Genomic DNA, 13670 nt, shown 5'->3' with positions numbered 1-13670 from the left:
TGGCGAGCCGCCTGACCGCTTGCGGGTCAGGTCAGTTCGCCAAGTCGTCGACAGTGGCGGACTCGTTGCGCGAGAGGTTGATCCCCAGGTTGGCCGCAGCCCGCTCGAGGTCCTCGTCGTCACCGTCACGCATCTCGATGGCAGCACCGTCGGAGCTGAGCACCTCGACGTTCAGGCACAGCGACTGAAGTTCCTTCAGCAGCACCTTGAACGATTCGGGGATACCCGGTTCCGGGATGTTCTCGCCCTTGACGATCGCCTCGTACACCTTCACGCGGCCGACGACGTCGTCCGACTTGATGGTGAGAAGCTCCTGCAGCGTGTATGCCGCACCGTAGGCCTGCATGGCCCAGCACTCCATCTCGCCGAAACGCTGACCACCGAACTGCGCCTTACCACCCAGCGGCTGCTGCGTGATCATCGAGTACGGCCCGGTCGAACGCGCGTGGATCTTGTCGTCGACCAAGTGGTGCAGCTTGATGATGTACATGTAGCCGACCGAGACCGGGTACGGGAACGGCTCACCACTACGACCGTCGAACAGGGTCGCCTTGCCGTCCGCGTTCACCATGACCTCGCCATCGCGGTTCGGCAGCGTCGAGGCCAGCAGCCCTGTCAGCTCCTCTTCGCGAGCACCGTCGAACACCGGGGTCGCGGTGTTGGTGTCGGGCTCCACCGAGAGCATGTCCTCGGGCAGCTTCGACGCCCACTCCGGCACGCCCTGGGCAACGTCGATGTTCCAGCCGGTCTTGGCGATCCACCCGAGGTGGGTCTCCAGGATCTGGCCGATGTTCATACGACGCGGCACACCGTGGGTGTTCAGGATGATGTCGACCGGGGTGCCGTCGGGCAGGAACGGCATGTCCTCTTGCGGGAGGATCTTGCCGATGACGCCCTTGTTGCCGTGGCGGCCGGCGAGCTTGTCGCCGTCCTGGATCTTGCGCTTCTGGGCCACGTACACCCGGACCAGCTCGTTGACACCGGGAGGCAGATCGTCGTCGTCATCACGCGAGAAGACGCGGATGCCGATGACCTTGCCGGTCTCACCGTGCGGAACCTTCAGCGAGGTGTCGCGCACCTCGCGCGCCTTCTCACCGAAGATGGCGCGCAGCAGACGCTCTTCCGGGGTGAGCTCGGTCTCGCCCTTGGGCGTGACCTTGCCGACCAGGATGTCGCCGTCGCGGACCTCGGCACCGATGCGGATGATGCCGCGCTCGTCGAGATCGGCGAGCACCTCATCGGAGACGTTCGGGATGTCCCGGGTGATCTCCTCGGCACCGAGCTTGGTGTCGCGGGCGTCGATTTCGTGCTCTTCGATGTGAATCGAGGTGAGCACGTCCTCTTCGACCAGACGCTGGCTCAGGATGATCGCGTCCTCGTAGTTGTGACCTTCCCACGGCATGATCGCCACGAGCAGGTTCTTTCCGAGGGCCATCTCACCCTGATCGGTGCAAGGACCGTCGGCCAGGACCTGGCCGACCTCGACACGCTGACCCTCGTCCACGATCGGACGCTGGTTGGCGCAGGTGCCCTGGTTGGAGCGGGCGAACTTGCGCATCCGGAAGGTGTCGCGAGTGCCGTCGTCGGCCATCACGGTGATGTAGTCGGCCGAAACCTCTTCCACCACGCCGGCTTTCGCCGAGATGATGACATCGCCGGCGTCGATGGCGGCACGCAGTTCCATGCCGGTACCGACCAGCGGCGACTCGCTGCGAACCAGCGGCACCGCCTGACGCTGCATGTTCGCACCCATCAGGGCGCGGTTCGCGTCGTCGTGCTCGAGGAACGGGATCATGGCCGTGGCCACCGACACCATCTGGCGCGGGCTGACGTCCATGTACTCGACCTGGCTGGTCGGGACGAACTCGACCTCCGAGCCCTTCTTGCGGACCAGCACGCGGTCGTCGGAGAGCCGGTTGTCGGTGTCGATGCCCGAGTTCGCCTGGGCGATCAGGTAACGATCCTCTTCGTCGGCGGTGAGGTACTGCACCTCGTCGGTGACGTATCCGTCGACGACCTTGCGGTACGGCGTCTCGATGAATCCGAACGGGTTGACCCGCGCGTACACCGACAGCGAACCGATCAGGCCGATGTTCGGGCCCTCGGGGGTCTCGATCGGGCACATGCGGCCGTAGTGCGACGGGTGGACGTCACGGACCTCGAGGCCGGCACGCTCACGGGACAGACCACCGGGGCCCAGCGCCGACAGGCGGCGCTTGTGGGTCAGGCCCGACAGCGGGTTGTTCTGGTCCATGAACTGCGACAGCTGCGACGTTCCGAAGAACTCCTTGATCGCCGCGACGACCGGACGGATGTTGATCAGGGTCTGCGGCGTGATCGCCTCGACGTCCTGAGTTGTCATCCGCTCACGGACCACGCGCTCCATGCGGGACAGGCCCACGCGGATCTGGTTCTGGATCAGCTCACCGACGGTACGCAGGCGACGGTTGCCGAAGTGGTCGATGTCGTCGACCTCGACGGGCACCTCGACGCCACCGGGCACGGTCATCGTGCTGGTGACGTTGGGGTCGGCTTCGTGCAGACGCACCAGGTACTCGACGGTGGCGACGATGTCCTCTTCGGTCAGCACGGGTGCGCCGGCCATCGGGTTCTCGACCAGACCGAGCTTCTTGTTGACCTTGTAACGACCGACCTTGGCGAGGTCGTAGCGCTTCTCCTTGAAGAACAGGTTCTCCAGCAGGGTCTGCGCGGACTCCTTGGTGGGGGGCTCGCCCGGACGCAGCTTGCGGTACACCTCGAGCAGGGCCTCGTCGGTGCCTGCGGTGTTGTCCTTCTCCAGCGTCGACATCATGATCTCGGAGAAACCGAAGCGCTCTTCGATCTGCTCCTTGGTCCAGCCGAGTGCCTTGAGCAGAACGGTGACCGACTGGCGGCGCTTGCGGTCGATGCGGACGCCGACGGTGTCGCGCTTGTCGATGTCGAACTCGAGCCATGCGCCGCGGCCCGGGATGACCTTGACACTGTGCAGGGTCTTCTCGGTGGCCTTGTCGATGGTCGCGTCGAAGTACACACCGGGGCTACGCACCAGCTGGCTCACCACGACACGCTCGGTGCCGTTGATGATGAAGCTGCCCTTGTCGGTCATGATCGGGAAGTCGCCCATGAAGACGGTCTGCGACTTGATCTCGCCGGTGTTGTTGTTGATGAACTCCGCGGTGACGAACAGTGGCGCCGCGTACGTCATGTCCTTGTCTTTGCACTCCTCGACCGAGGCCTTGACCTCATCGAAGCGTGGGTCGGAGAAAGACAGCGACATGGAGCCGGAGAAGTCCTCGATCGGGGACAGTTCGGCGAGGATGTCCTCCAGGCCGCCGGTAGGGTTTCCGTCGCCGCGGGAAGCAGCGCGCTCACGCCATTCCGCTGAACCGACCAGCCACTCGAACGACTCGAGCTGCACATCAAGCAGTCCGGGTACTTCGAGGGGCTCGCTGATCTTTGCGAAAGAGGCGCGCCGAGGCGCACCTGGAATGGTTGAGGTGGACTGGCGGGAGACTGCCAAGATATGTCCTTCCAACACGAATAACTCGTAGTGCCTAAGTGGTGTTTTCGCTGCTGTACGACCTGGTCAACGGCGATCACCTGGGACGGCACACGGGTGTGGCGAGAAGGTGTGATCGAGAGATGGACAGGAGGCAGCCAGCGCAACGTCCTACTGTACCAGAAAATGGGCGCACGTAAACAACCCCTTTTGGTTACTGCGGACAGACTGCTACCAACGGGGCCCTGCGTCAAGAGGAACGCGCGGAAAGACGCTTAAAAGTCAGATATACGGTTGATGCGCCACTGTCCGTCAACCTTTTGCATGCCGAGTTCGGTACGCGCCTGGCCCGGACCGCTCAGGACTGCCACACCCTGCTGGGTGGTACTGATCAGCACCGTTGCGATCACGGTGGCACTCGAGCCGTCCATGTTGCTGACCGCGACAAGGTCAACCTTGCACTCGGCTCCCTGGCCGCTCTGGGCCGCCAGGTCCCTGCTGGTGCTCTGGTACTCGTTGAACTCGGTGAGCGCTTCGCCGGTCAGACCGGTCTTCGCCTTGTCGGCCCAGTCATCGAACTTGGTGGGGTCGATCGAGAGCACGGCGCAGATGCGGTCGCCGGCCTGCGCCTTGAGGGCACTGGTCTCCGACGAGTTGATGAACGCCATGTTCGACTGCGTCGAAGCACCCGGTTTGAACGCAGCGACCACGGCGAACACCGCGAACACGACGGCCAGGAGCGCGACGATCGCAACCTTGCGCCAGGTCAGGAAACCCGAAGCGGCTTTCGCCGTCTTCGGTTCGGCGGCTTGTGCCGGCTTGTCGTCGGACGAACGCTCGGATGCAGGCTTCTTGAGCGAGGCGCCCTTGACCTTCGGCTTGCTCTTCGCGGCCGGCCTGCCGAGTGCCACCGTTTTGTCGGTGGCCGCGGTCTCGGGCGATGCTGCCGTGGCTTCGCCGGTCGACGCCTGACCGCTGGTTTCTGCGGTGGCGTCGGGCGTGGACTCCCCCGCCTCGGTGGTGCCGGACTCGACGGTGCCGGACTCAGCCGACTCGACCACTTCAGGTGCCGATGACTCCGGTGCTGCTGTCTCGGGCGTCACGTTGTCCGTGGTCGCCGATTCGTCGGCGTTCTCGGCAGAGTTGACCTTGCGGGCCGACGGGCTGCTGCCTGCGACGCGTATCTTGCCGCGGGGCCCGGCCGGACGGATCGGCTTACGGGGTGTGCCTGCCATCAGTTGCCCCCTGTGGTGGGAGCGGGTTCAACCGGCGCCGGGGTGGCAGCCGGATCGCCTGCCGGTGCCTGGGTGCTGCCTGCCGGGTCCTGGAGTCCGATCGCATCGATCGACTGGATGTCCGACGCCTTCCAGCCCCCGTCGATATCGACGACGTCCACGGAGAACCCCATGTTCGACGTGGTCGGCGGCGTGCCCTGGACCGTACTTGTGACATCGACGTACACGAGCACCTTTGCGGTCTTGTCTTCCTTGTTGAATTCGACGACGCCGCTGCGCTTGACCACCGACGACAACGTCGCGGTCTTGTCGCCGTTGGCGTCCACCTGCTTGGTGAGGTTCTCGAAGTCCTCCGCGGTGATCTGCGTCTTGGCGTTACCGGTGAGCGATGCGTCCACCTGCTCGCGGAATGCCGTCAGATTCTTCGGGTCGATGTTGGTGACGTTGAGGATCACCTGTTCTGCACCGTCCTGCGCACTGTCGCGAGTCTGCTGGGCGTTGTGCTCGGCGTAGGCGTCTTTCCACCCGATCGCGAAGAACGCTGCGCACACCACTGCGGCCACGAGGCCGGCCACTGCCAGGGCAGCACCGACCCGCAACCACAGCGTCCGCGATCCCTGCTGCCGCCTACCGCCGGGCTCTGAAGTCTCAGTCATCGCCCGCCAAAGGTACACGCCGTTGCTGGGTGCATCCTCGCCTCAGCAATCGACAAGCTGTCAGACCACATTCTCGACATCACTTGTCCCGCACACCCAGAAGGGCCGCGATCTGTTCCGCGATCGGGTTCAGATTCAACGTGTCGGGCATCTTCTTGGGGTTGTCATCCCACGGCTGCGGGATGTTCGGATTGGCGAACACCGCCCGGGCAGCACCACGAACGTCGGTCGGATTACCTTGCGCGACCGTACATTTCGCCTCGGTGTTGAACGGGAAGTCGTCGTAGTTGATGTCGAAGTCCGGGTTGCGGGCTTCTTCGGCGGCGATGATGTCCTGAGTGCTCTCGTATCCGAGCGTGCACGCAGGTGGGTTGTTGACCTCCAGGACGATGCCGAAGTGGATCGTGCCGTCGCCGGGCGCCGGGCTGTAGCTGCCGCTGGAGAGCGCCGACAGAAGCGCCAGCGCCGGGCCCGCCGCGAAGAAGGTCGGTGAGATTGTCCGGACGTCTTCGGCGAGGTTGCGGACAACGGTGGTGATGTCGCCGCCACTGTCCTGCAGCAGCCTGGAAATCTGTGTGGCGCTGGTGGTTCCGGTGGTCAGCAACCGCCGGATGGCCGGATCGGATGCCTGCAGGGTCTGCGTCACCAGTTCCAGATTGCGTGACCAGCTGAGGATCTCATCGGACTGCTCGGCTTGGGTGCTCAGAACGGTGTCGCTGTTCTGGATGAGCGAGATCGTCTGGGGCAGGTTGTCGAGACCTGCCTGGGACAGGTTGGTCAGCGAATCCACGAGCGACCGCAGATTCTCCGCATTGCCGTTGAAGGCCTTGCCCAACTCTGTGACAACCGTGCGTAGATCGTCCACCGGGATGGACCCGGTGAAGTCGACAGCCGACTTCAGCACGTCCTGCAGCGGCGGCGGCGTCTTGGTGTCGGTGATGACCGAGCCGTTCTTGAGGTACGGACCGTCGTTGTTCTTCGGGCGCAGGTCCACGTACTGCTCGCCGATCGCCGATCGGTTGGCGACGACGGCCACAGCCGAATCCGGGATGTCCGCGCCATCGGAGTCGAGGACCAACTCGACCTGGACGCCCTCGGGCTGCAACGTCAGCGCGCCGACCCGGCCGACGGGAACACCCTGGTACGTCACCTCGGCATTGGTGAAAATGCCCCCGGAGTCCGGGAATTCGGCCTTCACGGAGTACGACCCGACGCCGACCAACCGGTCGAGCTTGGCGTAGGTGGCACCCACGTAGACGATGGCAACCACACCGATCACCACGAAGATGATCAGCTGCCATCGGACGATCTTGGTCATCATGATCCAGCTCCGACATTAGCGTTGGCCAGCATGTTCATCGGGCCCTGCAGGAAGCTCTGCTGCCCGCGTTCTTCCGGCATCAGCGCATACTGCCCACCCGACGGCGGCGTGTTCGGCCCCGGCCGGGCGTTCGGCAGCGGGAGCAACGTGATGGTCGGCCAGCCGAGCCGCGGGCCGTTGCCGTTGTAGTACGGGTTCGCAGGATCGATGATCGGCTGCGGTCCGGTCCGTGGCGGGCTGTACACCGGCTCACCCTGTCCCACCCCGAGAGCCTCGAGCTGGTTGAGCAGCCGCAGGTCCAGGTTGGCGAACAGGTTGGTCGAGTCACCCTTCACACCCGGGAGCAGTGCGTCCGGGAACGGGTAGGTGAACAGCAGCGGTGACGCGGTGATCAGGTCCGGAGCCGCACCGGCCAGTGCCTGCAGCGTCGGCCGCAGCGCCTTGAGGTCGGTGATGATCTCCTCGCGAGCGGTGCCGAGCACCTGCACCCCGACAACACCCAGGCGGTCGACCTGTTCGAGCATCGCCACCAGCTGAGGCCGCTGCTCTTCGAGTACCGCTATGCCCTTGGGCAGTTCATCGAGGACCCGGTTGATCTGATCGGTCTGTGCCCGAGCCCGATTCGACAGTTTGTCCAGGCCGTCGAGCGCGGTCACGATGTTGTTCTTCTGCTCTTCGAGTCCGCTGATCAGGGTGGCGGTCTCGTTGAGAAGACTCTTCACCTGGGTTTCGCGGCCGTCGAGTGCGGTGTTCAATTCGTCGACGATCGGCTTGATCTGCGAGATACCACCACCGTTGAGCAGCAAGGACAACGCACCGAGAACCTGCTCGATGTCCGTCGCCGTGCGCGTCCGGCAATCCGGTGCACCCACCGCGGGGCAACCGATGGTTTCGGCCGGGTTCTGCCGGGGCAGGCCCGCGTTCTCCTGCGGATCTTCCAGTGCCACGTACTTCTCACCCAGCAGGTTCGTCTGCTGGATCTCCGCGGTGGACGCGTCGGACAGATCGACGTTGTTCTGCACCTCGATCTTCACCTCCGCAGTCCACTGATCAGGCGAGACCTGGATCGAATCCACGCGACCGACCTCGATGCCGTTGAACTTGACCGTCGACTGCGGGACCAGGTCGAGCACATCGAGGAACTGCAACTTGTACGTACGCGGCGACTCGCCGAGGTTGGCGCCACCGGGCAGCGGGACCGACTGCAGCCCTTGCGTGCCACAGCCACTCACCGCGATCAGCGCGGCACCGGCCAGTGCCGCGGCACCCACCTGCACCAGTCGCTGACGACCGACAGCGTTCTTACGAAGGGGTGACCTCATCAGTTCCCACCCTCCAGTGCCGGATCCGGGTTGCCCGGAACCGTGCCCGGCACGGGTCCGCGATTCTGCAGGTTGTCGTTGCTCAGGATGCCGAACGGCAGGTTGAGCGTCGGCGTCTTGATTCCTGCGGTGATCTGGTCGGCAACATTTGTACATTGATCGATCAGCGGTTGGAGCGTCTTGCTGAACTGTTCGAACGCCGGGTCACCTGGCTTGAGCTTGCCCAGATCGAGCAGCCCACACTGAGCGCCGAGCAGGTCTTGCAGCTCGGGGATGGTCAGGTGCAGATCGAGAGTTCCCGATTCGGCGTTGTAAGCGTTGACCAGGTTGGACAGTGCCAGCGGCAGCGCCGTCAGGATCTCTTTCTGGTAGCTCTTGGTGTCCACGAGCATCTGTGTGGTCGGGATCAACTCCGAGACCCGGTCGCCCAGTGCCTCGCGGTTGTCCTCGACGAATCCGGCCACGTCACCGAGCGCCACCGACAGCTTGTCGAGTGCGGTTCCGAGCTGTTCGCGCTCGCCGGCGAGGAAGTTGTTGAAGTCGGCCATCTGGGTGTTGAACTGTCGCACCTGCTGGTCGTTGGCCGCGAGCATCCCGATGAAGCTGTCGAGGTTCTTGACCGTGTCGACGATGTTGCCCCGCGACTCGTTGAGGGTGTTGGCGGCCTTGGAGAGCTGCGTGATCGTCGACTGCAGGGCCTCGCCGTTGCCCGCGAGGTTCTGCGCACCGGTGGTGACCAGTTCGGACACCGCGCCGTTCTTGTTCGCGCCGTCGGGACCGAGCGCGGTCGAGAGCTTCTGCACCGATGAGTACAGCTCATCGACCTCGACGGGCACCATTGTCTTGGAGACCGGCAGGTTGATGTCCTTCGGCGCCTTCGGGCCACCGGTGTAGACGGGCGTCAACTGCACGTAGCGGTCGGCCACCACGGACGGCGTGATCTGCACGGCACCAACGTCTTTCGGAAGATCAACGTTGCCGTCGACGCGCATCTTGACGCGCACCTGATCGCCTTCGGGCTTGACGTTCTCCACCGTTCCCACCGCAACGCCGAGCACACGCACGTCACTGCCGTCGTAGATACCGACGCTGCTCTTGAAGTACGCGGTGACCTGAGTGCTGTTGACACGCTTGAACACCCACCACAACGACCCCGCCACCAACAGCGCCAGGATCAGCGCGATGACGATGAAGACGATGTGCTTCGGGGTGAACCAGCGGCCGGGACCGCGAGTGTCCTGGGTGTTGCTCGCCGAGGTCATCATTGTCCGGCCACCGTTCCGCCGCCATTGTTGAGCTGCTTCTGCTGCACCGGGAGCCTTGTCGTGTTCTGCTGCGGCAGAGCCGGCGGCAGGATGTTGGTGACCACCGAGTCGAACCAGCGACCACTACCGAGCACGTTGGCGTAGAGCCGGTAGAACGGCGCCATGTACGTGAGCGACTGACGCAGGTTCTCGTTCTGGTCGTTGAGGATCTCGATCACCTGACGCAGAGTTTCCAGCGTCGGGCCGATCTGCTCCTGGTTGTCCTTGACGATTCCGCTGAGGGCATCGGAGAGCGTGATCGTGCTCGAGAGCAGCCGTGAGATCGACTGCTGACGATTGTTCAGTTCCTCGAGCAACTGGCCCGCACCGTTGATCAACCGCTCGAACTCCTGGTTGCGGTCGGCGAGGATCTTGGAGGTGTCCTTGGTCGCCTCCAACAGTTCCTGGACCTTCTGGTCGCGGCTCGCGATGGTCTCCGACAGCCGGGTGAGCCCGTCGAGCGAGGCACGCAGGTCGGCCGGTGTGCCCGAGAAGGCATCCGACAACGTGCGCATGCTGGTCGCCAGTTGGTTGGTGTCGACTTCCTCGATCTGATCGGCGGCGTCGGAGAACGCCTCGATCACGTCATACGGCGAGGTGGTACGACTCAGCGGGATGACGTCCTTGGGATCGGCGAGTTCACTGCCCTGCGGATCGAGCGCAATGTACTTCTGGCCCAGGACTGTCTTGATCTGGATCGACGCCGTGGTCTGGTTGCCGATCCAGGCCTTGCTGACCTGCATGTCGACGCGGACCTTCTCGCCGTCGAGTTCGACGGCGCGCACGTTGCCGACCTTGACCCCGGCCACTCGCACCTCGGCGTCCGGTTTGAGACCGGCTGCTTCGGAGAAGTCGGCGGAGTAGATGACACCGGCACCGATCATCGGCAGCGAGTTGAGGAAGAACGCAGAGGTCGACAGCATCAGCAGCACGAGGATGCCGATGAAACCCACGGTGACCGGACTACGTCCGGAACTGGAACGGTCGCTCACTTGCTCACCTCCCCTTCTCGCCTTGCATGGTGGGTCATCTCGTTCACGGTGGATCCTCGTTCGCCCAGCAGCGGGTAGCTGCGCTGGTGTACAGGACGTGGTTGATGTCGGGTAGCGGGATCAGCGGCTGCGTCAGCAAGCTGCTGGTGCCGTTCCCCGCGGTGACATCCAGTCCACAGAGGTAGAACTGGAACCACGAACCGAATGTGGCTGCCCGCCCGATCTTCTGGAGCTTCACCGGCAGGTTGGTCAATGTTTGCTTGATCTCGTCCTGGCGCTGCACAACGGTCTGCCCGAGATCGTTGAGCGCAGCGATCGAGCCCTGGATGGACGGGCGCGTCGGCTGCAGGATCGAGGCCGTCACCGCCGTCAGGTTGGACAGCGAGGTGATCGCCGATCCGACCGAACCACGCTGTGCCGCAAGGCCGGTGACGAACTTCTCGGTGTTCGTCAGCAACGCGGTGAACTGGTCGTCGTGGTCGTTGAGGTTCTTGAGCACCACGGTCAGGTTGTCGATCAGTGTGCCGATCACCTGGTCGCGGTCGGCGATCGTGTTGGTGAGGCTGGCGGTGTCGCGGACCAGCTCCGAGATCGTGCCGCTCTCACCCTGGAACACCTGGATGATCTCTGCCGACAGCTTGTTGACGTCGTCGGCGGTGAGCTGCTGGAACAACGGCCGGAAACCGTTGAACAGCTCGGTGAGGTTGATGGCCTCGGTGGTGTTCGGCAGACCGATGGTGCTGCCGCCGCCGATGGTGTCGTCGGGGTCGCCCGGCCCCTTCTCGAGGGACAGGTATCGCTGGCCGGTGAGGTTGCGGAGCTTGATTGCGACCCGCACACCGGCAGGCAGCCGGCCACGGTCGACGGAGAAGCTGACCTGGGCCTCGTCGCGGTTGACGATCTCCACTCCGCTGACCTGTCCCACCCGGACGCCGGCGATGCGGACGTCGTCGCCCTTGGCGACCTGGGTGGCGTCGGTGAAGATCGCCTTGAAATCGGTGCCGCCACCGCCACCACCGTTGGCCACCGCAAAGGCGAGGACCGAGGTGGCGAGAACCGTGATGACGGAGAAGACGATCAGCTTGACGAGGGGTCCGACAAGACTCTTCATCGAATGCTCACCTGCTGTCCCTGCATCGTCGGTGCCGCGACCATCGTGATCCATCCCGGTATCTCGGCCGGGTCCTTGCCGGATGACGCCGCAACGATGGCGCGCACCTGGAGTTTGTTCCGCGGATCGCTGTAGTTGGTCGGCGGGTCCTGCTGCTGCTCGGCCTCACCGATCGTCCCCGAGGGGATACCGGAGAACTGCGGCTCGGGCAGGACGGGCAGGTCTCGAGGACCGGCGTTCCGCGACGGGGGCTGGTACGAACCGTCATTGACCGATCCGTAGGGGTACTGCGGGAACGGACGTCCGTTGCGGGCCTGCGGGTAGCAGATCGGTCCGCGCTGGTCGAACAATCGTGGTTCGTCCTGGTTCGGAAGGTAGCGACCACGCGGGTTGACGAACTGGAGGTTCACGCGCACACCGGGATTCTCGGTGTCCTTACCCGTGATGATGTTCGCCTCGGGGACCAATCCCGCGAAGTTCTTGAACGTGCAGCCGAAGGTCGGCGAGTACCTCGCCAGCGCCGTCAGCAGCGGCTCAGACTGAATTGCCAAGTCCACGAGGTCTTTCCGGTTTGTGGTCAGGAAGTTCGTGCCGTCCACCGCAACCTGGGTCACCGAGGCGATCAGTGTGCGGAGGTCGCCCTGGCGCTCATAGAGCGTGTTGGTGGTCGTGCGCAGATTGTCCAGCGAGTCCACCAGATCGGGCAGTGCCTCGGAATAGGTCTCCGAGAAGCTGGCCAGGCCACGCAACGTGCCCTGCAGTTCAGGCATGTTCGCGTTGATGTCCTTGAAGATCGTGTTGAGCTGCTCGAAGCTCGTACCCAGGCGTTCGCCGTTGCCCGACAACGCCTTCGACAACGCCGACAGCGTGATGTTCAGGTCGGCCGGCGGGATCGCGTCGAGGACCGGCAGCAACTGGTCGAACAGCTGTTGCAGTTCCACCGCGTTACCCGACACGTCCTCGTCGATGGTGTCACCGTTGGTCAGGTGATCGCTCGGCGATCCCTCTTGACCGTCGGGCACCTGCAGCGCGACATAGCGTTCACCGAAGAGGGTCTTCGGCAAGATCCTGGCCGTGGTGTCGGTGGGCAGCATCTTGACCTTGTCCGGCTGCAGCCCGAGGGTCACCACAACCGAGCCGTCCTTGATGTCCGGTTCGACACTGCGTACCTGCCCGACGATCAGGCCACGAGCCTTGACGTCGGCGTTGGCCGGCAACGCATTTCCGGCCGAACTGGTCGCCAACTTGATGTCGACGAACTTCGTGAACGACTTGTTGTACTGCATGATCGTCAACGTCAGGAACAAGATGACAACGATGAAGAACACCAGGCCCAGAGCCCGGCGGCGAAGAGCTTTCATCGGTTTATCCCCCTACTCGCACGGAGGTGGTGGTCCCCCAGATTGCGAGGCCCAGGAAGAAGTCGAGCACCGCGATGATCACCAGAGCCGCACGCACCGCGTGACCCACCGCCACGCCGACGCCGGCCGGACCACCGGTGGCGTAGTAGCCGTAGTAGCAGTGCACCAGGATGATCACGAACGCGAAGATCATGACCTTGCCGAACGACCAGAGGACGTCCGCAGGTGGCAAGAACAGATTGAAGTAGTGGTCGTACGAGCCCGACGACTGCCCGGTGAACTGCGTGGCTATCAGCCGGGACGCGAAGTAGGCCGACAGCAGGCCCAGCACGTACAGCGGGATGACGGCGATGAAGCCGGCCAGCACGCGTGTGGTGACAAGGAACGGAATGGACGGCACGGCCATGGTCTCGAGTGCGTCGATCTCCTCGGAGATGCGCATGGCGCCGAGCTGAGCGGTGAAACCACAACCGACAGTTGCGGAGAGAGCAAGTCCGGCGACGAGCGGGGCGACCTCACGGGTGTTGGCGTAGGCCGCCAGGAACCCGGTAAGGGCCTGGGACCCGAGCTGATCGAGCGCGTTGGCGCCCTGCAGACCGACGACGACGCCGGTGAACCCCGACATCAGCACCATCACGCCGATGGTGCCGCCGATGACCGCGAGTCCACCGGACCCGAATGCCACCTCGGCGAGAAGCCGGAGCAGTTCTTTGGGGTAACGGCGAATGGTGCGCGGCGACCAGCCGATCGCGCGGCCATAGAACGACATCTGGTCGCCCGCGCCGTCGAGGACGCGCAAAGGAACACGCGCGACTTTGGCCGCCCGATATCCCAGGTCTCCCCGACCTTTGGCGATGGTCACTTCCGAA

The 13670-nt window shown here is 64.0% G+C and carries 10 protein-coding genes; all 10 read right to left on the bottom strand.

Features of this window, described 5'->3' with window-relative positions; genetic code table 11:
- Positions 1 to 31: 31 nt before the first annotated feature.
- On the bottom strand, positions 32 to 3520 hold the full coding sequence (rpoB, locus tag ACVWY6_RS02500) for a DNA-directed RNA polymerase subunit beta (protein ID WP_400728844.1): 3489 nt from the start codon (positions 3518 to 3520) through the stop codon (positions 32 to 34).
- A 254-nt stretch (positions 3521 to 3774) separates the two neighbouring features.
- Positions 3775 to 4734 carry a hypothetical protein gene (locus ACVWY6_RS02495; protein WP_457535987.1) on the bottom strand — a complete coding sequence of 320 codons (960 nt, stop codon included), beginning with the start codon at positions 4732 to 4734 and terminating at the stop codon, positions 3775 to 3777.
- Entirely contained in the window at positions 4734 to 5390 is a 657-nt protein-coding gene (locus tag ACVWY6_RS02490) for a hypothetical protein (RefSeq protein ID WP_457535985.1), read from the bottom strand. Before ACVWY6_RS02490 ends, ACVWY6_RS02495 begins: the two co-directional genes overlap by 1 nt.
- Before the next feature lie 79 nt (positions 5391 to 5469).
- Complete coding sequence (locus ACVWY6_RS02485) at positions 5470 to 6711, bottom strand: MCE family protein (RefSeq protein WP_457535984.1); 1242 nt, start codon at positions 6709 to 6711, stop codon at positions 5470 to 5472.
- On the bottom strand, positions 6708 to 8033 hold the full coding sequence (locus ACVWY6_RS02480) for an MCE family protein (protein WP_023954263.1): 1326 nt from the start codon (positions 8031 to 8033) through the stop codon (positions 6708 to 6710). The genes ACVWY6_RS02485 and ACVWY6_RS02480 overlap by 4 nt, the downstream gene beginning before the upstream one ends.
- Entirely contained in the window at positions 8033 to 9295 is a 1263-nt protein-coding gene (locus ACVWY6_RS02475; RefSeq protein ID WP_457536854.1) for an MCE family protein, read from the bottom strand. The genes ACVWY6_RS02480 and ACVWY6_RS02475 overlap by 1 nt, the downstream gene beginning before the upstream one ends.
- On the bottom strand, positions 9295 to 10329 hold the full coding sequence (locus ACVWY6_RS02470; RefSeq protein WP_030165224.1) for an MCE family protein: 1035 nt from the start codon (positions 10327 to 10329) through the stop codon (positions 9295 to 9297). The genes ACVWY6_RS02475 and ACVWY6_RS02470 overlap by 1 nt, the downstream gene beginning before the upstream one ends.
- Before the next feature lie 43 nt (positions 10330 to 10372).
- Positions 10373 to 11440, bottom strand: coding sequence for an MCE family protein (locus ACVWY6_RS02465; protein ID WP_023962329.1), 1068 nt, complete (start codon positions 11438 to 11440; stop codon positions 10373 to 10375).
- Positions 11437 to 12801, bottom strand: coding sequence for an MCE family protein (locus tag ACVWY6_RS02460; protein ID WP_400728855.1), 1365 nt, complete (start codon positions 12799 to 12801; stop codon positions 11437 to 11439). The genes ACVWY6_RS02465 and ACVWY6_RS02460 overlap by 4 nt, the downstream gene beginning before the upstream one ends.
- A gap of 4 nt (positions 12802 to 12805) precedes the next feature.
- A complete protein-coding gene (locus ACVWY6_RS02455) occupies positions 12806 to 13663 on the bottom strand; it encodes an MlaE family ABC transporter permease (protein WP_023962325.1) in 858 nt (285 codons plus the stop codon).
- Positions 13664 to 13670: the final 7 nt, after the last annotated feature.

The sequence above is a fragment of the Williamsia sp. R60 genome (assembly GCF_054063855.1).
Note: the sequence above shows the minus strand (reverse complement) of the source record. Positions and strands in the feature narration are given on the sequence as shown.

Bases quoted from the DNA above. Each gene is read 5' to 3' on its own strand.
- ACVWY6_RS02495 (WP_457535987.1), bottom strand. From the start codon at position 4,734: ATGGCAGGCACACCCCGTAAGCCGATCCGTCCGGCCGGGCCCCGCGGC.
- ACVWY6_RS02490 (WP_457535985.1), bottom strand. From the start codon at position 5,390: ATGACTGAGACTTCAGAGCCCGGCGGTAGGCGGCAGCAGGGATCGCGG.
- ACVWY6_RS02485 (WP_457535984.1), bottom strand. From the start codon at position 6,711: ATGATGACCAAGATCGTCCGATGGCAGCTGATCATCTTCGTGGTGATC.
- ACVWY6_RS02480 (WP_023954263.1), bottom strand. From the start codon at position 8,033: ATGAGGTCACCCCTTCGTAAGAACGCTGTCGGTCGTCAGCGACTGGTG.
- ACVWY6_RS02475 (WP_457536854.1), bottom strand. From the start codon at position 9,295: ATGACCTCGGCGAGCAACACCCAGGACACTCGCGGTCCCGGCCGCTGG.
- ACVWY6_RS02465 (WP_023962329.1), bottom strand. From the start codon at position 11,440: ATGAAGAGTCTTGTCGGACCCCTCGTCAAGCTGATCGTCTTCTCCGTC.
- ACVWY6_RS02460 (WP_400728855.1), bottom strand. From the start codon at position 12,801: ATGAAAGCTCTTCGCCGCCGGGCTCTGGGCCTGGTGTTCTTCATCGTT.